Below are 23,641 nucleotides of genomic sequence, written 5' to 3'. Positions count from 1 at the left end.
GTGGACCCCTACCAGCTGTAGTAGGAGTTCACCTTCATGCACGCCGAGTCGTCGGAAGCGTTGAGCGCGCTCGCGCTGTCCAGCACTTCCTTGGTGTCGGAGCTGCTGGCCGCGGGGTAGGTCGACCCGGCGGTCCAGTCGGCGCCGATCACCAGCGTGATGCCCTCGGCGGACGAGGACTTCTTCACCGCGCCGGTGGGCAGCTTCAGCGCCTTCGCCACGGCCAGGGCGTCGGCCTGGTCGTCGTCGCTCGCGTAGGTGATCGTGCTGCCGGACTGCGACTGCGGCGTGGAGTCGGACTCGGCCTGGGTGAAGCCCAGGGTCTTCAGCTTCTCCGTGACCGTGCTCGCCCGGCCGGGGGTGGCGGGCACCGAGGTGCTGCCGGTGCCGTTCTGGACCGTCACCGCGATCTCGCCCTTGGGCGAGGCCTTCGCGGTGGCCGTGGCCGTGCCGGTCTTCTTTTTCTTCTTCGAGGCCTTGCCGTCCACGGCCTGGTCGTTGCGGAGCAGCGTGAAGAGCTTGGTCGCCGCGGAGGTCGGCACGACGTGCGCGGTCGGGTTCTGCGGGTCGGCGCCCCAGGGCATCGTCGTCATGGTGATGCGGTCGGTGGGAACGCCCTTGAGGTCGTTGCCCAGGTCGTAGAGCTTCTTGACCGTGCCGAGGCCGGTGTCGACGGTCAGCGCCTTGGTGGCGGCCTCCGCCAGGCCCGTCAGCTTGCCCGGGTCGTTGAGCTTCGCGCTGGACTTCAGCTGGCGCACCATCGCGTTCATGTACATGTGCTGGGCGTGGGTGCGGCCGATGTCGCTGCCGTCCTCGAAGCCGTGCCGGGTGCGGAGCCACTGGAGGGCCTGCTTGCCCTTGATGACGTGGTCGCCCTTGGTGAGCTTGAGCCCGGACTTGCGGTCCCAGACGTTCCCCTTGACGCAGACCGGGACGCCGCCGACCGCGTCGGCCATGGACACCACGCCGGCGAAGTCGATCATCATGAAGTGGTCGATGGATATGTCGGTGAGCTTCTCCCAGGTGGCCACGGTGCAGCCGGGGCCGCCGTGCTGGAGGCTCGTGTTGATCGTCTCCGACGTGGTCTCGGGGTAGACCCGCCCGTCGTCCGGGTCGGTGCACTTGGGGATGGTGACCCGGGTGTCGCGCGGAATGCTGACCACGGTCATGTTGCTGCGGTCCGCGGAGACGTGCAGCAGCATCTGGACGTCGGCGAGCGGCTTGCGGTCGGCGTCGGCCCTGGCGCCGCCGAGCTTCTGGTTCGCCTTGGACGCACGGCTGTCGGAGCCCAGCAGCAGGATGTTCAGCGGGGTCTGGCCGGCGGCGTTGGCCTTGCTCTTGGCGGCCTGGCTGTCGCCGAGGTTCAGCGCGTCCTTCTTGATGTTCGCGTTGAGGTGCTGGTAGTACGCGTAGGCGGCGCCGGCCGAGCCGAGTATCGCCACCGACGTGACGATCGCCACCCAGCGCAGGGCGCGCCTCTTGCCCTTCTTGCGGCGGCGGTTGCCGCGGCGGCCGCCGCCGTCGTGGCCGTCGTCGTCCGCCCCGTCGCCCTGCGTCGCGGTCAGGGTGCCGGTGGACGCCCCGTCGCCCCCGTCGTCCTCGTAGGCGCCGTGGCCGGCCCGGTGGCCGTCGTCGCCGTAGCCCCCGGTGTCGTAGCCCCCGGTGTCGTAGCCCGCCGGCTGGTAGGGCGCGTACGGCTCCTGGGGCGGGTACCCGCCGCGCTGCGGCTCCTGCGGGCGGTAGCCGCCGCGCTGGGGCTGCTGCGGGACCGTCGGGTGCGGGGTGGGCTGCTGCGGGACGTACGGCTGCCCGTGACCGTTCCCGTACGGAGAGTCGTCCCATCCGGGTTCGTGAGGATCGTAGGGGGCGTTCCGCCCTCCGGGGATGCTGCCGTGGCGCATGTGTGCCCTCCCATGACGCGCTGGTCACTACGGTCACCGGTTGCGCCGCAGCGCGCGGATCGTGGGTGATTCTCAGCTGTGCGACTGTCAAGGTCCTGTGGAACCGGAACAGCCCTGCTCGCGGATGGTTGGAGGTCACGATACATAAACCGCGACGGGGTCAAGGCACTCGCTTCTTATCGCCTGTGTAAAACGATCGTGCGCATTACCCCAAACCGGGATCCCAGCGATATGGCCTGTACACGTCCATGCAGGCCGAATCATTCGCTCCGTTCAGTGCCCCGGCGCTCGTGGGCAGCGATCCGTCGTCGTCGGCGGCACCCTGGAAGACCGTCCCGTCCCGCCAGTCCGCGCCCACGACGAGTGTGACGGAGGCGACATGTGAGGATTCCTTCACAACACTGGCGGGGAGCTTGAACACCTTCGCCACGGCGAGCGCGTCCGAGCGGCCCTGCGCGCCCTCGGCGGCCGGGTACTCGATCACGGTGGCCGCCGACGGCTGCGGTGCGGTGGCCGCAGCCGCCTTCCCGAACCCGCCTTGACCCAACGCCGTCGCCAGGGCGCGCGCCCTGCCGTTCACGGGAGTGCCCGTGGCGTCGCCCGCGGTGCCGTTGACGACCGAGACCGGGATGTCCGCGGCGGGCCGCGCCGCCGGGCCGGTGGGCTCCTTCTTCGCCTTCTTCTTCCCCTTGTCGTCGAAGGGGAGGTCGTGGACGAGCCGCGACCACACCTTGGGGGCGGCCACCGGGTCCGGCATGTAGTGCTGGTCGTTCTCGGTGTCCGTGACCGGCGGCATGGTCAGCATCGTGATCCGGTTCGACGGGACGCTCTTGAGCTGCATGCCGAGGTCGAAGAGCTTCTTCGGGGTGCCGATCTCCTCCGACACCTGCAGCGCGTTGGTGGCGGCCTCGGCGAGGCCCCGCAGCCGCCCGCCGTCGGTGAAGACGTTCTGCGAGCGCAGCTCCCGCACCATCGAGTTCATGTACATGTGCTGCGCCTTGGCGCGCCCGAGGTCGCTCTCGAAGGCGTGCCGGGTGCGCAGCCACTGCAGGGCCTTCTTGCCGGTGATCTTCTGCGTGCCCGCCTTGAGCTTCAGCCCGGAGCCGCCCGGCTGCTGCGGGGTCGGGTGGTCCCACACCGGTTGCTCCACGCAGACCTCGACGCCGCCGACTGCGTCGGCCATCTTCACCACACCCGCGAAGTCGATCATCATCCAGTGGTCGATGTAGACCTTGGTGAGGTTCTGCACGGTGGCGAGCGTGCAGCCGGGGCCGCCGCGCGCCAGGCTCTCGTTGATGATCGCGTGCGTGGTGGCGGCGAACTTCTTGCCCGTCTGCGGGTCGGTGCACTTCGGGATCGGCACCCGGGTGTCGCGCGGGATGCTCACCACGGACATGTTGCTGCGGTCGGCGGAGACGTGCAGCAGCATGATCACGTCCGCGCGGGGCGGTTCGCCCTTGGTGTACCTGGCGCCGCCGAGCTTGAGGTTCTCCGCGGAGTTACGGCCGTCGGCGCCCAGCAGCAGGATGTTCAGCGCGTTCGTCGGCGCCTTGGCCACGTCGCTGTCGCCGCTGTTCCGCTTCCCCTTGCGGAGGTTGTGGCTGAGGTGCTCGTAGTACGCGTAACCGGCCCCCGCCGTCCCGAGTATGAGCACCGCGAGGGTGACCGCGATCCACCGGACGACCCGGCGTCTGCGGCGCTGCGGCGGCCGTGCGCCCGGCTGTCCGCCGCCGCGCCCAGGGTCCGTGTGCGCGGCGCGCGCCGCGTCCGTGCCCCGCTGCGCGGCCCCGTCCCGCGGGTGGTCGTCGTAGAGGCTGTCGTCCCAGCCGAGATCGCGCACACGACTGTCCGTCATCGTCCGGTTCCCACCCCTGATACCCCTGTCGACCCTGGTGCCCGTGCCGGGCGGCTACTTTGCGCACACGCTCTTGTCGTCCGCCTCGACCTTCTGGATGCCCTCGGGTGCCTTCGTCGGCGGGGCGATCGGCGTGCCCGCCCGGGTGAAGTCCTTGCCGAGGGTGAGCGTCATGTTGGCGCGCGGGGCGGCGTCCTCGGTGCCCTGCTTGAGCGCGGAGGCCGGCAGCCCCATCATGTCGGCCAGCCGGCGCGCCTGGTCGGCCTGGTTGGGGGCGTACTCCAGCGTCGTCTTCTGCAGTTCGGTGGGCGCGTTGCCGCCGTTGGTGGAGCGGCTGACGCCCTCGTCGTTCTGTAGCCAGTTGACGGTGTCCTGGGCGGCGCCGAAGACCCCGCTGCCGTTCAGCACCTCGACCCGCACGTTGATCGCGTCGGCCTTGGGGCCCTTCAGCTTGGCCGCATCGGACGCCTTCTGCTTCTTCTTCACCTCGGTGAGCGAGACGTCGTTGCGCACCATGGTGAACAGCTGCGGCGCCTTGGTCTCGTCCAGCACCACGGTGGCGTGCACCTTCTCGGCCGGGTTGTCTATCACCGGCACGGTCGCGAAGGTGATGTTCTTGGTGTCGACCCGGCTCAGGTCCTTGGCGAGTTGGCTGAGCTTGGGCACGCTGCCGATGCCGGTGTCGACGGTGAGCGCCTTCGTCGCCGTGTTCGCCAGCTTGAGCAGCTTCGTCGGACTGGTCAGCGTGTCGCCCGACTTCATCGTGCGCATCATCGAGCTGAGGAACTGCTGCTGCAGCTGGATGCGGCTGAGGTCGCCGCCGAAGCCGACGCTGTGCCGGGTGCGGACGAAGGCCAGCGCCTGCTCGCCCGCGACGACGTGCCGGCCCTTGTCCAGCTTCAGGTGCGAGTCCGGGTCGTCGATGTCCTTGGCCAGGCACACCTCGACGCCCCCGACCGCCGTCGACAGGTCCTTCACCGCGTCGAAGTTGGCCATCATGAAGTGGTCCGGGGTGATGCCCGTCAACGCCTTGACGGTGCGCATCGTGCAGCCCGGGTCGCGGCCGTACTGGCCCAGGCTGGTGTTGAAGCGGACGTCGCTCTCACCCGGGATGATCTTCGTGGAGCCGTCGGACTGCTTCGTCGGGCAGTCCGGGATGTCGGTGATGATGTCCCGGGGGATGCTCAGCGCCGTCGCGTTGGAGCGGTCCTTGGAGACGTGGAAGAGGATCGTGGTGTCGGCGTGGCCGACGTTGGCCGCGTCGCCGTACTTGCCCTTCAGGCCCTGCCGGCTGTCGGTGCCGATGACCAGGATGTTGACCGGTCCGGTGGAGGTGGCGTTCTTGGAGCCGATGCCCGGGTCGATCGTGTGGATGTTGCCGTTGAGCTGCTGGTACAGCGCGTAGACGCCCACGCACGCCGCGATGACCACGACCCCGAGCGTTCCGGCGGTCCAGATCAGGGCCCGCTTCTTGGTGGACTTCCGGGACTTGGGCCGGCGCCGGCTGTTGCGCGCGGCCGCCCGGCCGCCGGCCTCGCCCCTGGTGCCGCCTGCCCGGTTGCCGCCCGCCGCCCTGCCGGTGCCCGCCGCGCGGCCGTCCGTCGTGGCGCGGCCCTCGCCCTCGGCGCCGGAACGGCCCTGCCGCGCGCGGCTCCCGCCCTGCGGCTGGACGCGCGGTGTCCGCCGGCCCGTCCCCTGCGCGGGGACGCCGGGTTCCTGCTGCTGCGGGGGGTCCAGCCGCAACTGGTAGCTGCCCGTCTCGGGATCGAAAACCCACTGATCCGCCGGGTCGACGTGCTGCCTACGGCCTTGCGTGTCCACGGTCGATCGAGTCCTCCGTCTCGGCCGCTGCAACAGGCCGGATCGCTCACACTAACCCCACAGTTCAGCGTGTACGCCCGTCGCTGACAAATTCCGCTCTCCTACACCTGGACAAACTGTTCAATCCCCACTGCCGCCGCACACGTCGCGGTCGGCGGTGGTGCCGTGGTACGAGGGGGAGGCGCTCGCCGACCCCGACGGTGTGGGAGTTGCGGGAGAGGCGGTGGAGGTTCCGCCGGCCGTCGGGCGGGCGGAGCCGGTGCCCTCGTCGCCCTCGACGGTCACCTGCCCGTCCTCGCGCAGGGTCGTGAACAGTTCGTCCGCGGCGGGTTGCACCAGTTCGTCACGGTTGGGGTCCGCCGTGTACGGACGCCGCGGCACGGTCAGGAAACGCACCTGGTCCGTCGGCGTCTTGCGCAGGCTCTGGGCCAGCTCGTACAGCTCGGCCAGCGAGTCGAGACCCTCGTCCGCGGTGAGCGAGGAGGTCGCGGCGTCCAGCAGCGGGTAGAGCTTGGCGGGGTTGAGCAACACGCCCGTGGAGTCGACCTTCTGCACCAGGGAGGCGAGGAACTGCTGCTGGCGGTCCATGCGCTGGGTGTCGCTGCCGTCGCCGATGCCCTTGCGAGCCCGGACGTAGCCGAGTGCCTGCTCGCCGTGCAGCTCCTGGCGGCCGGCCTCCAGGTCCAGGTGCGCGTCCTCGTCGTGCACGGCGTGCGGCACGCAGACCTCGACGCCGTCGACCGCGTCGACCATCTTCTTGAAGCCGTTGAAGTCCACCACGAGGTGGTGGTCGACGCGGATCCCGGTGAGCTTCTCCACCGTACGGATCGTGCAGGCGGCGCCGCCGAACTCGAACGCCCAGTTGAACTGGGCGAACTGGGGATTGGTCATGCTGCCGTCGGACCGCCGGCAGGAGGGGATGTGGACCATGAGGTCGCGCGGGAGGCTGACCGCCGTCGCGCTCTTCCGGTCCGCGGCCAGGTGCAGCAGTATCGCGGTGTCCGACCGCTGGGTGCCGGTGTCCTGGCCGTACTTGCCGTTCCCGTCGCCACGGTTGTCCGAACCCAGGAGCAGGATGTTCTCGGCGGTGGTCGCCTCGGGCAGCACCTTGGGCCGCTCGGACTGGACCCGCATCAGCTCGTGGGCGGTGTCCGTGTCCGTGTGGATGTTCCCGTCGAGCTGCTTGTACAGGTACCAGGAGACCCCGGCCCCTGCCAGCAGCACCAGGGAGACGACGACGGCGAGGACGCGCAGCCAGGTGCGGCGGCGCTTCCTCGGCGCGGTGTCGGCGGGAGGGGGGTCGGCGGGAGGGGCGTCCTCGGCTTCCGGCGAATCGGCTGGCGTGGTCACGTCCGGGCCCGTCCTTACAGGTGCTGCTGATGATCAGGTCACCTATAGAGACCGTCCAAACCCGTCCTCGGTTGTGCGGAGTTGTTCAGTTCCGTCCGAGGGCTTCAGGGACGGTGGGCCGGTGTGAGCTCAGGCCGTGTGGGTCACCCGCTCGCTCTCCCGGCGTTTGTCCAGGTCGGCGGGGGGAAGCCGGTCCAGGTTGCGGCAGAGCACGACGGAGGCGCCCGCCGCCAGCGGTGCCAGCAGCCCGGCGGCCAGACCGTCCCAGTCGTCGTACGGCCGGCCCGAGAGCAGCCGCGCCCCGGCCGTCAGTCCCAGGGCCGCGGCGGACGCGCGGGCCCGTTCGACCACCTGCGCGCCGGTGAGCTCCTCCCCGCCCGGCAGCTCCAGCGCGGGCGCCTCAGCGTCCACCGGCGCGTACGGGACGAAGCGGTCGCCCTGGGAGGGGACCTCGACCGCGTAGTCGAGGAAGCCCTCCGGCGGCTGCGGGAAGCGGCCGCCCAGCGGGCGCAGCGCCAGCGCGACCCGCTCGCCGGAGCAGGCGCGGGCCTCCTCCAGGGCGTCCGGGCCGGAGACCACGAGGTCGGCCTCGCCCGGGTCGCCGCCCGGCACCACGACCACGCCGGTGGAGAAGCAGGCGAGCACCCATACCGCGGTCTGCCAGTGCGCCGGCAGCAGCAGTGCCGCACGGTCACCCGGCTGGGCGCCCAGTTCGTCCTGGATGAGGTTGGCGGTCTTGGCCACCCAGTTGCCGAAGGTGGCCACCGACAGTTCGACGCGTTCGCCGGTGGCGTCGTCGTAGAAGGTGACCAGGGGCCGGGCGGGGTCCGCCGCGAGCGCGGAACGCAGCAGGTCGGCGGGTGTACGGGCAGTCGATGTCACGCGGCCCAGGCTACGTCAGGCGGGACCGTCCCGGGTGCCTCTGATGGGCCGGCAGAACAGGACGGCCCGTCAGATCCCGGCTGCGCGTTCTGGGGCGTTATGTAACTGTTCTTCCCATGCGTGCACTTCTTGCGACGTCGATCTCCGCGGCGTGCATGGCTGCCCTCGCCCTGCCGCTCGCCTTCCCCTCCGGTGCCACCGCCACCATCCACGCGCCGGTGCGGGCGGCCGCCCCCGACACGCCCCCCGGCGACACCCACACTCTGCCGCTGGCCCCGCTCGCCACCTCCGGCCGCGCCATCGGCACCCCGCTCGCCCAGGGGCTGCCCGCCCGTGCCGTGCGACCGTTCTCCCTGATCGGCATCACCTGGGACGACGTCGGCACCGACCTGCGGGGCACCGTCCAGGTCCGGACCCGCGCCACCGGCACCGGCATCTGGTCCGGCTGGCGCACCGTCGAGGCGCACAACGACGACGCCCCCGACGCCGGCTCGCCCGAAGGCTCGGCCTCACCGGTGCGCGGCGCGACCGCCCCGCTGTGGGTCGGCCGTTCCGACGGGGTCGAGGTGCGGGTCGTGCCCGAGGCCCCCACCGGCAGGCGCGGAGTGCGGCCCGGCCTGCCCAGGGGACTGCGACTGGAGATGGTCGACCCCGGGGACGAACCGGGTGACGGGTCCGGCGACGGCCCAGGCGACGACCTGGGCGGCAGCTACCTCGACCCCGACGCCGCGCTGGACCCCGGGCCCGCCGGTCCGGGGGTCGGCGGCCCGGACGGCGGTGGCCCGGACGGCGGTGGCACCACGGGCGGCCCCTACAACGGCGGCGACCCCTTCGACGGCGTCGGCCCCAGCGAGGCCGGCGACCCGCTCGAAGGCGTCGGGCCCAGCGAGGGGGGCGACCCGCTCGGCGGCCGCCGCCCGCAGGACGGCACCACCACCGACACCGCCGCGGACCCGAGCGACACCTCGGGCACCCCGGTCGAGTCCCCCTTCGTCCCCGCGCTCACCCGGTCCCAGACCGAGGCCCTCACCGGGCATCGCTTCACCGGCGCGCGCCCCCGCATCGTCACCCGGTTCGGCTGGGGCGCCGACGAGCAACTGCGCAGCGAGGAGTCGGAGTTCACCGACGACGTCAGCGCGATCTTCGTCCACCACACCGCCACCGGCAACGACTACGAGTGCTCCGACTCCCCCTCGGTCATCCGCGGTATCTACCGCTACCACGTCAAGAGCAGCGGCTGGCGCGACATCGGCTACAACTTCCTCGTCGACAAGTGCGGAGACATCTACGAGGGCCGCAGCGGCGGCGTCTCCAAGGCCGTCTTCGGCGCGCACACCCTCGGTTTCAACGAGCACACCATGGGCATCGCCGTGCTCGGCGACTACTCCGAGGAGCAGCCCACCCGTGAGGCCCTGTCGGCCGTCGCCCGGCTCGCCGCGTGGAAACTCGGAATTTACGGCCGTGATCCGGAGGGCATGACATACCTGGTGTCCGGAGGGAGCAACAAGTACCCGAAGGGTACGCGGGTCCGCATGAACGTCATCTCGGGCCACCGGGACGGATTCGCCACGCAATGCCCAGGAACGGAGTTGTACGACGATCTCGGCATCATCCGCCGCACCGCGGCGGGGCTCCAGGGCCGCTGATCGCACCCTGCATAGGATTGGCCGCTCATGCGTTCGGCCCGCCAGGAAGCGGAGACAAACACAGGTGACTGAAGCGATCCTCTTGGTCGGCGGCAAGGGCACCAGACTGCGCCCCCTGACGGTGCACACGCCCAAGCCCATGGTCCCCGCGGCCGGCGTCCCGTTCCTCACCCACCAACTGGCCCGGGCGCGCGCGGCGGGTGTCGAGCACATCGTCCTGGCGACCTCCTACCTCGCCGAGGTCTTCGAGCCGCACTTCGGCGACGGGTCCGCCCTCGGGCTGCGCCTGGAGTACGTCACCGAGGACGAGCCGCTCGGCACCGGCGGGGCCATCCGCAACGTCGCCGACCGCCTGGACTGCGCCCCCGGCGACCCGGTCCTCGTCTTCAACGGGGACATCCTCACCGGCCTCGACATCGCCGGCCTGGTCGCCACCCACCGCGACTCAGGCGCCGACGTCTCCCTCCACCTGACCCGGGTCGAGGACCCGCGCGCCTTCGGGCTCGTGCCGACCGACACCACCGGCCGCGTCACCGCGTTCCTGGAGAAGCCGGAGACGCCCGAGGAGATCGTCACCGACCAGATCAACGCCGGTGCCTACGTCTTCCAGCGCTCCGTCATCGACTCCATCCCCACCGGCCGCGCGGTCTCCGTCGAGCGCGAGACCTTCCCCGGCCTGCTGGCCGACGGTGCCCACCTGCAGGGCATGGTCGACTCCACCTACTGGCTCGACCTCGGCACCCCGCACGCCTTCGTCCGCGGCTCCGCCGACCTCGTCCTCGGCCACGCGCCCTCCCCGGCCGTCCCCGGCCGCTGCGGGGAACGCCTCGTCCTGGAGGGCGCCCGGGTCGCCGACGACGCCAAGCTCACCGGCGGCACCGCCGTGTCCGCGGGCGCCGTCATCGGCTCCGGGGCGGTCGTCGAGGGCAGCCTGGTCCTGGCGGGCGCCGTCGTCCACCCCGGAGCGACCGTCGTCGACTCCCTCATCGGCGCGGGGGCGGTCATCGGCGAGCGCACCGTCGTCCACGGCTCCGTCATCGGCGACTCCGCGCACATCGGTGCCGACAACGAACTGCGGCACGGGGTGCGCATCTGGTGCGGCGCGGTCATCCCGGATGGCGCGGTCCGCTTCTCGTCCGACCAGTAGGCGACCGGCTGCAGGCCGGTGACCGCCCAGGACCCCGGCCGGCGGGCGCACCCCGCCCACCGGCCGGAAACCCGGAAGCCGCAGGGCCCACGCCGTACCCTCAGAGGGTGCACCCCGAGCAGAGCCGACTCCTCCGCGCCGCGACCGGCCGCGTCCCCGGCCCCCGCACGCCCGGCCGCACCCGCCGCTGGACCCCCCGCGGCCCTCTGGACCTCGGCCTCACGCTCGGCCCCCTGCGCCGCGGCCCCGGCGACCCTGCGTTCCGCGTCGGCGCCGACCGCGCGGTCTACCGGGCCTCGCGCACCCCCGAGGGCCCCGGCACCCTGCGCATCGCCCGCCCCTCCGGCGGCGAGGTCGAGGCCGAGGCGTGGGGCCCCGGCGCCGACTGGCTCCTGGACCGCCTCCCCGGCCTGCTCGGCGACGCCGACGACCCCGCCGCCTTCACCGCCCGCCACCGCGTCGTCCACGAGGCCCACCGGCGCAACCCCGGGCTGCGGCTGACCCGTACGGGCCTGGTGCTGGAGTCCCTCATCCCCGCGATCCTCGAGCAGAAGGTCACCTCCGACGAGGCCTACCGCTCTTGGCGGGTCCTGCTGTGGCGCTTCGGCGAGCCCGCCCCCGGCCCCGGCGAGGAACTGCGCATGCGCGTGATGCCCGACGCCCGCGGCTGGGCCATGATCCCCTCCTGGGAGTGGCACCGCGCCAACGTCGACGGCAAGCGCTCCGCCGCCGCGGTCCGGGCCGCCCGCGCCGCCGCCCGCATGGAGCAGGCCACCACCCTCGCCCCCGCCGACGCCCTCGCCCGCCTCCAGGCCGTTCCCGGTATCGGCCCCTGGACCGCGGCCGAGACCCTGCAGCGCAGCAACGGCGACCCCGACGCGATCACGGTCGGCGACCTCCACCTGCCGCACACCGTCGGCTACGCCCTCACCGGCGCCCACCGCTGCGACGACGCGACCATGCTCGAACTCCTCGAGCCCTACGCCGGCCAGCGCCACCGCGCCGCCCGCATCATCCTCCTCACCGGCCGCCGCCCCCCACGTCGCGCCCCGCGCATGGCCCCGGGGAACATCGTGGCCCTCTGACCGGTGCGGAAACGGGTCAGAGGGCCGGGGAGGCCGTGGGCCGGCCGACGGGTCAGCCCATGGTCATCTTGGTCTTCCAGCCCACCCCGTCGGTGTTAGTGATGACGACGGTGCCGGCGCCGCTGAGCGCGGTCCTGCTGCCCGCGTAGAAGCGCACCGTTCCGTCGACCCGGAGCGTCCAGATGTCCGGGATGGCGTCGCCGTTCGCGTCCGGGGTCCCGTAGAAGACCCGGATGCTGGAACTGCTCCAGCCGGACGCCCCGTACTCGGTGTCGACGCCGCCTTCCGAGTTCACCGCCGCGGCCAGCGAGTCGAGCTTCACCCCGCCCGTCGCCGGGTCCTTGATGCCGGTGCGCAGCAGGAGCCGGGCACTGACGTCCGTCCGGTAGACCAGGTCGGTCACCCCGTCGCCGGTGACGTCCTGCACGGTGACGATGTCGCGTTCCGTCCACGGCGAGCTGGAGAGCCGGACGGCCTGGTCCACGGTGGCGCCGTTGTAGCCGACGAAGGCCCAGATCGCGTCACCGACGGTGAGGAAGAAGTCGGGCTTGCCGTCCCCCGTGGCGTCCCCGGCGGAGACAATCTGGGTGATGGTGTTCGGAGCCGGTGCGTTCGAGGGCAGCAGGATCTCCCGACGCTTGTCGATGTTCACCGCGCCGTAGCCGTCGCCGGGGTAGACCCACAGCTTGCCGTCCTTGATCGCGACCAGGTCCTGCAGTCCGTCGCCTCCGTAGACGTCCCCGAGGTGGGTGATCTGCGTGTTCTTCCAGTAGCCCGAGGGCGGGGCGATGTAGAGCGGGACGCCGTCGTCACCGCCGTTGGGATCCTTGGCCGGGTTCTCCCGGTAGGCCCCGGACATCGAGTAGCCCAGCGTGCCGGTGCCCTTGGTCAGGTCGGCCGGGTTGCCCTTGCTGGGGTACAGGCGCAGGTTGCCGTTGGCGTCCACGACCATCAGGTCGGGGAATCCGTCGCCGGTGAAGTCGCCCGCCTTGTCGGCCTCGTCACGCGGGGTGACGTAGAAGAAGTACTTGCGCGGATCCGACGCGTTCCCGGCGCCGTCGACGGCCCGGACGTACAGCACATTGGGGCCGGCCAGCGGCGGCTTCGCGCCCGACCAGGTCGTCAGCGTCGATGTCGGCGCCCCGTTGGTGCGCGTGACCGATCCGGTGTACGAGGCCGAGTTGAAGCCGTACTCGAACTTCACCACGTCGGTCTGCGCCGCCTTGAAGGTGAAGGCGCCCGCGGTGCCGAACTTGACGGTGCTCCACTTAGAGTCCTCGACGCCATTCTTGAAGCCGTCGTCGCTCGCGTCGGCGTCCGGGTACTGCGTCGAGGTCACGGTGGGCGGGGTGGGCCGGGCGCTGTCGAAGACGAACCGGCACGGTGTCGAGGTGGGGGTGTAGGCCGAGGTGGTGCCCTGCTTGTCCAGCGACTTGGCCCGCCAGGAGTAGGTGGTGCCGTTCTTCAGGCCACTGGTCGAGAAGGGATCGGTGTGCACCCGCGCCGACGAGGTCTGGCTGCCGGCCGAGACCTTGGCCTTGCTGCCCAGCAGGTTGCCGGAGCCGCCGGTCGGCCAGAGCTCGAAGGTGACGGACGCCAGGTTGCCGTCCTTGTCGCTGCTGCTCGCCCAGAAGGTGATCGACGAGGCACCGACGTTGATGTAAGGGGACGTGGTGTCGCAGGAGAGCTCGGGGTCGAGGTCCAGGCGTGAGGGCGCGGCCGGCGGGCGGTTGTAGACGAGCTCGACGTACGGGGAGAAGTCGCCGTCGGCCTGGAACTTCTTCCAGGAGTAGGCGGATCCCTCGTCACCCGCACGCAGGCCGATGGTGAGCGTGCTCCAGCCGCCGGCGACGGCCTTCTGGGCGGCGGGCTTGACGTCGAAGGCCTCCCAGTCGTCCGGGCAGGAGGACCGGTAGCCGTGCGAGAAGCTCCTGTTGCCCAGCTTGTTGCCGCTGGTCATCGACGGCGCGTTCTTCCACGTCGTCTTGTTGCTGATCGGACCGGTCAGGTACACGTTCATCGTCCGTGCGCTGCACGACCACGCGTAGGTCTCCAGCAGCCTCAGCTTGGCGCTGATGACGGTGGCGCCCTTCAGGTCCGGGTTCCAGTCGATGCTGAAGAACGAACGCGAGGTGCCCCAGGTGTCGGACTCGAAGCCGACCCGGGCCTCGTGGGTGCCCTTGTTGAAGTTGCGGCCGTTGTAGAAGTTCGCGTTGGGGTGCCGGCTGTACGCGGTCGTCCAGTCGTTGGTGTGCTTGCTGACGGACGGGTCCACGAAGACCGGGTAGACGGTGTCCGGATCGGCGAGGAACTCCTGGTCCGGGGTGAGCGTCCACGTCGTCCCGTTCAGGTCCGTCCCGACGAGCGTGCCGTGGGAATCGGGCTGCGGGCCGGAGAGTGACGGCAGGTCCAGCGTCGCCGCCCCACCGCTGTGCGTCGGCTCCGGCAGGGCCTCGGGCGGGACTGTGGGGTCCGGCCCCGCACCCTCGGTGGCCGAGGGATCCGCCGCCTCGTCGGTTGCGTCCGGCAGCACCTCGTGGAAGGTGTCGCCGTTGTCGTCGTCGGCGACGCTGTCGCTCGGCTCGGGAGAGGCATCGGACGGCGACTCCGTGTCGTCCGGTGCCCCCGTCCCGTCGGACGAGAGGCTCTCCGCCGCGGTGGGTGCGGCGGTGCTGCCCGCCTGCCCGTCGGTGAGCGCCGGGGTGCCCGCGCTGTCCCACATCAGCGGGGTGGGGGAGAGCGCCACCTCCTCACCGGCGGGGTCGTCGGCGCTGACGATGCCCGTCACCGGGTCGAGCGCGAAGCTCAGGTCCGGCGAGGACAGGCCGTACGACAGCTGCGCCACCCGCGGGTCGGCGGCGGCCTGCCGGTTCTTCACCACGAGCACCTGCCCGAAGCCCCCGTCCTCCGCGGTCAGCACCAGGTCGGCCCCGGGGAGGATCTCCGGATACAGCGCCCGCGAGCCGTCGATGATGGGGGTGGGGACGGCATCCGGCCAGGTCAGGACAATCTGGTGGCCGCCGGTGTCCAGGGTCACCAGAGCGTTCCCGGCGGGCGGCTGCCCGACCGCGGGAGCCAGGAGCGGCACCCGGCGGACACCGGCGCTGCCCCGGTCCGAGCGCTTGCCGGGCTTGCGAGCCCCGGCCGAGAACGTCATCCGCACGTTCGTCGCCCGGGGGGCCCAGCCGTCGCGGGTGCGGGCCAGCGTGGTGTCGATGGGCCGCCAGTGACCGTCCACCTCGGCCCGGACCGGGGTCGCGTGGACGCGCCGGCGCATGGTCCCGTCGGGCAGCGCCCAGGTGGTCTCGTAAGCGGTGCGCAACCCCGTCGCCTCGACCGGCTTCCCGGTCCGCGCGGCCCGGCCCACCGCGGCCGCCTCGCTCAGCGGTGCCGCGGCAGCGGGCCGGTGCGCACCGGCGTCGCCGTGCTCGTTCCCGGCGCCGCTCAGTCCCGCGTACGTCAGGCCGCAGGCCGCGACGGCGGTCACGACGGCCGCCGCGACGGCCCGACGGCCGGGTACGCGGCCCCACTTGCTCGTCATGGGCGAGTTTCCCTTCCCCCCGTGGACAACGGGTCCAGATGATGTCCGAAGGAGGGGCCGCCGTCACGCGTGGGTCGCGGCCCCGGGCCCGGTGAAGGGGGCCCGACGGGGCGTACGGTCCTGCTTTGGTGGCGCTTGACCGGTACATGACGTGATCATTGCCACACGCTCACGGATAGCCCTGGCTTTCCTCACAGCCAACGCACAAAATCAGCACGATCTTTGACGTGGCTTCACCTGTGCTCTGTCCAGGCGTCGCCTTGTTTGTCGGGTTGACCCGGGGGGAATTCCGTCGTGCCCTTCTTCCTGTCCGCGCGCCGTCGGCGTCGCCGCTCCGCCCTGCTCTCGGGCACGGTGTTCGCGCTGTCGCTGGCGTTGTTGCCCACACAGGCCTACGCCTCGCCGCCCGATCCGAGCAGCGCGGAGGTGCCCCGCGAGGACGTGGCGCTGCTGCCGCTGTCCGAGGAACGGCTCGTCGGCGGCACGACACGGAACGCGGCGCTGGACAGCATCGCCGTCGAGGCCCCGGCCGACCAGACCGAGGCCCCGGCCGGCACCACGACGCCCGCCACGTCCGGGAGTGCCCCGGTCTCCTTCGGCGGAACCCCCCAGCAGCCCACGGCGCTACGCACGGGCGTGGGTACGAGCGCAGCCACGGCCACCCCCGCCGGGTTGGAGCCCGCGGGCGATCTGCCGGTCAAGCTCGGCCAGGCCCCCGACGCCCCGGCCCCGACCGGCACCTGGCAGGTCGCCGTCTCCGACCGCACCGCCCCCGCCTCCGACGGCGTCGACGGCGCCGTGGTCACCGTGACCGCGCCCACCACCGGGTCGGTGCCCGTCTCCGTCCAGCTCAGCTACAAGACGTACGAGAACATGTACGGCGCCGACTGGGCCTCCCGCCTGCAGTTCGTCCAGTTCCCCGAGTGCTACCTGACCACCCCCGAGGTGGAGGAGTGCCGGCAGTACACGGAGCTGGAGACGGCCAACGACCCCGACGCGAAGACCGTCACGGCCACGGTGGACACCGCCGCGGACGGCACGACAGCCCCCGCCTCCGCCTCCGTGCAGGCCCACTCCTCCTCCGGCATCCTCCAGGCCTCCTACGTCCGGCCGATCGCCGCCACCGGGGACAGGGCCGTCATCGGCGCCGTCGACTCCGGCGGCGGCCCGGGTGGTTCGTTCAAGGCGACACCGCTGGCCTCCGACGGCAAGTGGGCGGCGGGTGGGTCCTCCGGCGCCTTCTCCTGGTCGTACCCCTTGGATGTGCCACCTGCCCCCGCGGGGCCGAAGCCGGTCATCTCGTTCGAGTACAACTCACAGTCCGTGGACGGCAGGACGGCCGTCTCCTCCGCGCAGGCTTCGTGGGTCGGCGAGGGCTGGAACTACGACCCGGGGCACATCGAGCGCCGCTACCGCACGTGCAAGGACGACCGCGACCGCCTCGACAAGGACGATCCGTCGACGGCGCCCAACAACACGGCCAAGAAGGACAAGACCTCGGACCTGTGCTGGGTCTCCTACAACGCCGTCATGTCCCTGGGCGGCAGGACGGTCGAGCTCGTCCGCGTCGGCAGCACGGACGTCTACCGCCCGCAGCAGGACGACGGCACCCGCGTCGAGCGGAAGACCGGCGGTGACAACGGCGACAACGACGGCGAGTACTGGGTCGTCACCACCACCGACGGGACCACGTACTACTACGGTCTGAACAAGGTCGGCGGCGGCCATGCCGACACCGACTCCGTCTTCACCGTCCCCGTCTTCGGCAACCACCCCGGCGAGCCCTGCCACAAGGACGCCTTCGCCGATTCACGCTGCACCGACGACAACGGTGGCAAGCTCCAGCAGGCCTGGCACTGGGGCCTGGACAAGGTCGTCGACGTCCACGGCAACGCCATGGTCGTCACGTGGCACAAGTCGACGAACTACTACGCGGTGAACAAGAAGTTCAAGACGCCCGAGAAGTACGTCCGTGGCGGCTACCCGGAGACCATCGAGTACGGTCTGCGCGCCGGCGCCCTCACCTCGCCGTCCGCCAGGGTCGTCTTCGACGCGGTGCAGCGCTGCGTGGAGACCGACGGATCCTGCGCGGCGGACAAGTTCGACGACACCAAGAACCCGGCCTCCTACCGGCCGTGGTGGGACAGCCCCGGCAATCTCAACTGCAAGTCCGACTCCAAGCTGTGCCCGGCCTTCCCGTCCTTCTGGATCCGGATGCGCCTCGGTACCGTGACCACCTACGCCGCCCGCCCCGGAGTCGCCGGGCTCGGCAAGGTGGACGAGTACACGCTCCACCACTCCTTCCCGCGCGACTGGTACAACACGTCGCCCGGCCTCTGGCTCAACTCCGTCACGCGCCGCGGCTTCGCCCCCGGCGACGGCACCGGCACCCTGCTGACCTCGGCAGGCGTGAGTTTCGGCCCCTACGTGGTGTCCCAGGACGACCCGCTCGGCAGCTACCTGAAGGATCAGCAACTCCCCAACCTCGTCCCCAGGTCCAGGAACGATCCCCGCCCCGGATTCACCCGCCCGCGGATCGGCACGGTGTCGACCGAGCACGGCGGCGACATCGAGGTCGTCTACCAGGGCGGCTGCAGAACCGAGCCGTCGGTGGCTCCCGAGGGCAACCGCGGAACCTGCTACCCGGTGCGCTGGTCCCCGGACGGCGACGTGGACAAGCCCGCGCTCGCCTGGTTCAACAAGTACGTGGTCGCCTCGGTCACCGAGACCGACAAGGTGACCGGGGTCTCCGACCGCGTGACCACCCGCTACACCTACTCCGACGCCGCCTGGGGCATGGACGACGACGAGTTCTCCAAGCCGTCCCTGCGCACCTACAGCGTGTGGCGGGGCTTCCAGCGGGTGGCCACGGTCAAGGGCGCCAAGAACAGCGCGACCGTGGGTGTCCCGCAGACGCAGTCGTACTCGGTCAACAGGTACTTCAGGGGCGCGGGCGGTGCCGTCAAGGATTCCACCGGTGCCGTCACGCTCGTCGGCGACGACCGGACCCAGTACGCCGGCATGGTGGCGGAGACCATCACCTACGACGGCGGAGGCGGCCGCGTCGTCAGGCGCACCGTCAACTTCCCGTGGTCGCAGGAGACCGCCTCACGCACTCGCGGCGGGGGGTTGGACCCTCTGACGGCCTACCGCTCGGGCGTCAGGCGTACGGACGACATACAGACGGTCGACTCCAGCTGGCAGGCCGTCCGCACCGAGACGACGGTCGAGCCCGACCACGGGCTCCCCGTCCAGGTGGAGACCGCGGTCGTCAAACCCGACGGCACCGGGGAGAAACTCAGTGACCACTCCTGCGCCAAGGCCGCATACGTCAACAACGAGGCCGCCAACCTCATCGGTCTGACCAAGCAGGTCCGCAAGACGGCCACCTCCTGCGCGGACTACGACTCCGCGGATCCGGCGACCCAGCTCCTGACCGCCACGCGAACCAGCTACGACGACGGCGCCTGGGGCGACACCCCTGTCCGGGGCCTGGCCACCAGTGTCGCCACGACCAACGGTGCCGGTACCGCGTACTCGGTGGTCACCGGCACGACCTACGACCCGCTGGGCCGGGTCCGCAAGGTGACCGACGCCCGCAAGAAGCCCACGGAGACCCAGTACACCCCGGGTGACACGGGTGGCCCGGTCACCTCGATCAAGACCATCAACGCCGCGGGGCACGCCACCGTCACCACGATGGACCCCGGCCGCGGGCTCCCGCTCACCGTGACGGATCCCAACGGTCGCGTGACCCGCAGCGAGTACGACGGCCTCGGCCGCCTGGTCAGGGGCTGGTCGCCCGCGCGTTCCTCGGGGAACCAGACCCCGGACGTGGTGATCGGGTACCAGATGGCGACCGCCACCTCGACCGTGACCAAGCCGACCGCGGTGACCGTCCAGAGCATCAAGGACGACGGTACCTACGCCCGGCAGGTCACGATCTACGACGGCCTCATGCGGCCGGTCCAGACCCAGAACGAGGCCCATGGCCCCGGTCGCGTCATCGCCGACACCCGCTACGACGACCACGGCCTCGTCCGTGAGCAGACCGGCTCCTACCTGGCCAAGGGAGAGCCCGAGGCGGCGCAGTTCAAGCGGCAGAGCGACAGCGTCGTGCCCAGTCTGACGCGCACCGTCTACGACGGCCTGGAACGTCCGGTCAAGGCGACCACCGTCCGTCTGGGCCAGGCGGTGTATTCCAACCCGACCACCTACGGGGACGACTGGACGCTCAGCCGTCCGCCCGGTGGCGGCGCCCCGGCGGTCAAGAGCACGACGGACGCTCTCGGGCGTGTCACCCGCATCCAGCACTACACCAATGTCGACCTCAGCGACTGGCGCAGCACCTGGTACTCCTATGACGCCCGGGGCAACCGCACCCAGGTCAAGGACCACGCCGGCAACCTGTGGACGTTCACGTACGACGCGCGAGGCCGCCTTGCCGCCTCCACCGACCCGGACACCGGCGAGACCCGGTTCGGTTACGACGAGCTGGACCGGCAGACCAGCCTGACCGACTCCAAGCTGAAGACGGTCTACACCTCGTACGACGACATCGGCCGCGTGACCGCCGTACGGGAGGGCTCGGAGACCGCCGCGCCGGCCAAGGAGTTCACCTATGACCCGGACGGTGCGCTGGGCCAGCTGGCCTCCTCAGTGCGTCACGACGCCACCGGTGACTACGTCAACCGCATCACGGCCTACGACGTGGGTTACCGGCCGACGGCGCGCGAGGTCGTCATCCCGGCCCACGCCGACACGGCGGGTGTCTCCGGCACCTACCGGTACAGCTACACCTACACCCCCACCGGCAAGCCGCTGACCACCACGATGCCCGCGATCGGGGGGCTCGCCGAGGAGAAGGTCGTCACCCGGTACGACAGCGACGGACTGGCCGAATCCACCTCCGGGCTCAGCTGGTACACCACGGACGTCACCTACTCCCCGTACGGCGAGCCACTGCGCACGGTCAGCGGACCGCAGCCCTACCGGGTATGGACCACCAACTTCGTCGACGAACCCACAGGACGCCTGCAGCGCACGGTGTGGGACCGGGAGACGGCCAACTCGCACCGGATGGCGGACACGTACTACTCGTACGACCGCGCGGGCAACCTCACCTCCAGCGCGCGGAAGCAGACGGACGCGTCCGGCTCCGCATGGGACAACCAGTGCTTCACCTACGACTACTACGGTGAACTCGTCCAGGCCTGGACCTCGAACATCGTGCCCGGTACGGCCGGTACCGGCTGCAAGTCCGTCTCCGGCACCGCATGGGGATACCGGCAGGACGGGCAGACCTCGGCAGGCCCCATCGCCGAAGCGCCCGACTCGGCGACCGATGCCGCTTCCCCGGACGGCGACCTGGCGGCCTCGCTCGGCGCGGCCGCGCCCGCGTCGGGGACCGTCGCCACGGACGCCACGTCCTACTGGCAGTCCTTCACGTACGACGTGGTGGGCAACCGTGCGTCGCTGACCGAGCACAGCGCCGCCAATCCCGCGCAGGACGTGAAGAGCACCTACGCGTACGGCAAGACGGTCACCGGCAACGGCACCAGCGCTCCCTCGCTGACCCAGCCGCACACGCTCACGGGCGTCACCCCGTCGGTGGGTGCCGCGTCGAGCTACACCTTCGACGCCGAAGGAAACAACGAGACCAGGTCGCTGCCCGGTGGCTCCCAGACGCTCAAGTGGAACGCCGAGAACAAGGTGAGCGAGGTCGCGGGCTTCGCGGAGGGCGCCGGGCCGATCGTGGGGATGTCCGGCAAGTGCCTGGACAACGCGGGTGGCTCCACGGCCGACGGCAACCCCGTCCAGCTCTACACGTGCAACAACACCATCGCGCAGCAGTGGAGGCTGACCGGCGACACCCTGCGGGTACAGGGCAAGTGCGCGAGCGTCAACGGCACGGCCAACGGGACGAAGGTGCTGCTCGCCACCTGCAACGGGGGCGAATCCCAGAAGTTCGTCGTCCGCCCCTCGGACAAGAGCCTGTACAACCCGGTGTCCGGCAAGTGCGTCGACGTCCCCGGCTCGAATGACGCCGACAGCACCGACCTGCAGCTCTACACCTGCAACACGTCCGCCGCCCAGCAGTGGACGCCCGCCGACCGTGTCACCTACGTCTACGACGCCGAGGGCACCCGCGTCCTGGAGCACACCGCGGCCGGCAACACCCTCCACCTCGGCGAGACCGACCTCGAGACGGACGTCAACGGCAAGCCCATCCGGGCCACCCGCTCCTACAGCCACCCCGGAGCCCCCACGGTCGTCCGGGTCGCCGGCAAGGGCAGCGCGACGGGCCACAAGCTCAGCGTCCTGCTGAGCGACCCCCTGGGGACGGCTACGGCCTCCGTCGACGAGGCCTCGGGTCAGACCGTCACCAAACGCTCCTTCAAGCCCTTCGGTGAGATCCGCGGGACAAAGCCAAGCACCTGGCCCAACACGCACAGTTACCTCGGTTCGGGGCTCGACGACACCACGACCGCGCTCACCCACCTCGGGGCGCGCGAATACGACCAGTCCACGGGCCGGTTCCTCTCCGCCGACCCGGTGCTGGACATGGGCGACCCCCTCCAGATGAACGGGTACGCCTACAGCCACAACAACCCGACCACGCACAGCGATCCCTCGGGCCTGTACGACCCGGACCTCATGGAGTGGAAGCGCCAGGAGGAGCGGAAGAAGCAGGCGGAGTTCAACTGGCGCAAGATGTGGACCGACCGTCACGACACGGCGGTCATGCTCAGGGCGGTGGCGCTCCGGGTCTGGGACTGGCTGCACAACAAGGGCCAGGGCAGGGTCACCACGAGCAGGACCGACAACTACATCAAGGGCGGTTCCTACAAGAACCCCAAGAAGGAGCCCGGTTACGCCGACCTGATCTACTGGACCGACAAGACCGTCTACGTCTGGGAGATCAAGCACAAGGGCGGCGATGCGGAGGCGCAGGGGCCCGGGCAGCTCGCCAATTACATCAGGCAACTGACCAAGCAGCTCCGCGCCAAGGGCGACACGCGGGACGTCGTCACCGGCTTCAAGTTCCCCGTGTCGCAGACCGGCACAAACCAGGGGAACGTCAAGGAACTGATCACGGTTTCTTCCTCGACGACGGACGCCGGTATCGAGGTGTACACCCACCAGAAGGCGAAGGACCCGAAGGACGACTGGAAACCGATACCCCATCCGGTGCCCGAAAAGGTGAATGAGCCCTCTTACAAGAGGGCCTGGCACGGATTCCAGGACTGGTGGCACGAAAACATCGAGAACCATGACTGGTCGCAAAATCCGCTTACTCCGGAATCCGGTGGCGGCCCGATCTTCGTCCCGCCCCTGGCGCCCGTGTTCTGAGCCTGTGATATATTCCGCGCATGGCTGAGGGATTTCGAGTGAATTCCAGTATCCGGGCGGAACTCGACTTCGCGCTCCCGGAGGGCGGCACCGCCCTCCGGGAGCTGGTCGAGCCTTGGTTCGCCGACGCGGTCCGGGAGTTGGCCGGAAGCGCCATGGATCCGTTCGCCGGTGCGCTGGACCTGACGGGCCGGGAATCCGCGCTCACGACGGCGGGCGCCCCCTACGGCCGCCCCGGAGAATTGTGGGGATCGCTCTGGATCGCGCGAGTTCTGAAAAGCGGCCGCAAGCGTTCCGGACGGGTCTTTTCCCCGAAGAATTGGGAGAAATTCCTGCGGGATGTGGAGTCCGTGCCGCTCGAGGCGGAGCTGAGACTGGCCGTCCTCGGTCCTGACGGCTATCCGGGCAGCACCTGGATCACCATCGGCGCCAGGCGGGACTACGAGGCACCCGAGTGGGTGGCCCTGACGGTGGACAGGTCGAGCGAGGAATTCGAGAAGGCCCAGTCCGCCTGGCACGACCTCATCATCCGGCACGCGGATTCCGGAAGGGGTACGGCGCTTTTCGGCTGCATCGCCGACGACATGGACAGCACCACCGGCCGGAGCTCCCTGGAAGCGGCACTCGGCCTCTTCCAGGACGAGACGTTCCCCGTCCTCGACCGGAATGTGCGGGGCTATTCGTGGATCACCGTGTGCTCGCCCGGTGTCGCGGAGCTGCTCGGCGGCGCGGAAGCAGTCCGTAGGGACGGAACCTTCGCGCAGGTTCGTCGGATGGCCGGAGGGTCACTGTTCCTCAAAGCCACCGAGGACGTCCGTGAGTACGGGGACGACAGGGTCCTGGCCGTGTTCGAGTCCCTGCGCGCCGTACTCCCCGCAGGGACGCCCTCCTCGTTCATCTCGGACAGGAAAGTCCGTCTCGTCTTCCGCGACGCACGGTGAGGCGGACGATCGCCCTCGCAGGGGCCGCGATGCTGCTGGGGTCCCTCATGGGGTGCGGTACGCGACAGGCCGGCGACCCGGGGGCCGGTACGAGCGCGCCCCGGCCGGCCGACGCGAAC

Annotated in this window: 11 protein-coding genes; 5 read left to right on the top strand and 6 right to left on the bottom strand. The window is 70.7% G+C overall.

All coding sequences use genetic code 11. The features are described from left to right. Nucleotides 1-8: 8 nt before the first annotated feature. From PV410_RS28460 to PV410_RS28440, 5 genes are all read right to left on the bottom strand, one after another. Entirely contained in the window at nt 9-1,901 is a 1,893-nt protein-coding gene (locus tag PV410_RS28460) for an LCP family protein (RefSeq protein ID WP_500328628.1), read from the bottom strand. 205 nt (nt 1,902-2,106) lie between these two features. Then, the gene (locus PV410_RS28455; RefSeq protein ID WP_500328627.1) at nt 2,107-3,756 is read right to left on the bottom strand and encodes an LCP family protein; all 1,650 of its coding nucleotides are present in this window, start codon (nt 3,754-3,756) and stop codon (nt 2,107-2,109) included. A 54-nt stretch (nt 3,757-3,810) separates the two neighbouring features. Further along, the gene (locus PV410_RS28450; protein ID WP_500328626.1) at nt 3,811-5,577 is read right to left on the bottom strand and encodes an LCP family protein; all 1,767 of its coding nucleotides are present in this window, start codon (nt 5,575-5,577) and stop codon (nt 3,811-3,813) included. 120 nt (nt 5,578-5,697) lie between these two features. Further along, nucleotides 5,698-6,927, bottom strand: a complete 1,230-nt coding sequence (locus PV410_RS28445; protein ID WP_500328625.1) for an LCP family protein — start codon at nt 6,925-6,927, stop codon at nt 5,698-5,700. 129 nt (nt 6,928-7,056) lie between these two features. Continuing rightward, nucleotides 7,057-7,809, bottom strand: coding sequence for a TIGR03089 family protein (locus PV410_RS28440; protein WP_500328624.1), 753 nt, complete (start codon nt 7,807-7,809; stop codon nt 7,057-7,059). 116 nt (nt 7,810-7,925) lie between these two features. Here PV410_RS28440 and PV410_RS28435 point away from each other — a divergent pair, with 116 nt between their 5' ends. From PV410_RS28435 to PV410_RS28425, 3 genes are all read left to right on the top strand, one after another. Next, nucleotides 7,926-9,455, top strand: coding sequence for a peptidoglycan recognition protein family protein (locus PV410_RS28435; protein WP_500328623.1), 1,530 nt, complete (start codon nt 7,926-7,928; stop codon nt 9,453-9,455). A 64-nt stretch (nt 9,456-9,519) separates the two neighbouring features. Next, on the top strand, nt 9,520-10,602 hold the full coding sequence (manB, locus tag PV410_RS28430; RefSeq protein WP_500328622.1) for a mannose-1-phosphate guanylyltransferase: 1,083 nt from the start codon (nt 9,520-9,522) through the stop codon (nt 10,600-10,602). A gap of 107 nt (nt 10,603-10,709) precedes the next feature. Then, nucleotides 10,710-11,687: a DNA-3-methyladenine glycosylase family protein gene (locus tag PV410_RS28425; RefSeq protein WP_500328621.1), complete on the top strand. Its 978-nt coding sequence runs from the start codon at nt 10,710-10,712 to the stop codon at nt 11,685-11,687. Between the two features lie 52 nt (nt 11,688-11,739). Here the strand turns inward: PV410_RS28425 and PV410_RS28420 are convergent, their stop codons facing one another. Beyond that, nucleotides 11,740-15,228 (bottom strand): DNRLRE domain-containing protein, encoded by a 3,489-nt coding sequence (locus PV410_RS28420; RefSeq protein WP_500328620.1) that lies wholly within the window; start codon nt 15,226-15,228, stop codon nt 11,740-11,742. A 294-nt stretch (nt 15,229-15,522) separates the two neighbouring features. Between PV410_RS28420 and PV410_RS28415 the strand changes: the two genes are divergently transcribed. Then, nucleotides 15,523-22,581, top strand: a complete 7,059-nt coding sequence (locus tag PV410_RS28415) for a ricin-type beta-trefoil lectin domain protein (protein WP_500328619.1) — start codon at nt 15,523-15,525, stop codon at nt 22,579-22,581. A gap of 38 nt (nt 22,582-22,619) precedes the next feature. After that, nucleotides 22,620-23,522 (top strand): hypothetical protein, encoded by a 903-nt coding sequence (locus PV410_RS28410; protein ID WP_500328618.1) that lies wholly within the window; start codon nt 22,620-22,622, stop codon nt 23,520-23,522. Nucleotides 23,523-23,641 lie beyond the last annotated feature (119 nt).

The sequence above is a fragment of the Streptomyces sp. PA03-5A genome (genome assembly GCF_033792725.1).
Classification (GTDB): Bacteria; Actinomycetota; Actinomycetes; order Streptomycetales; family Streptomycetaceae; genus Actinacidiphila.
The sequence above is the reverse complement of the archived record's forward strand: the minus strand, read 5'-3'. Positions and strand labels throughout refer to the sequence as shown.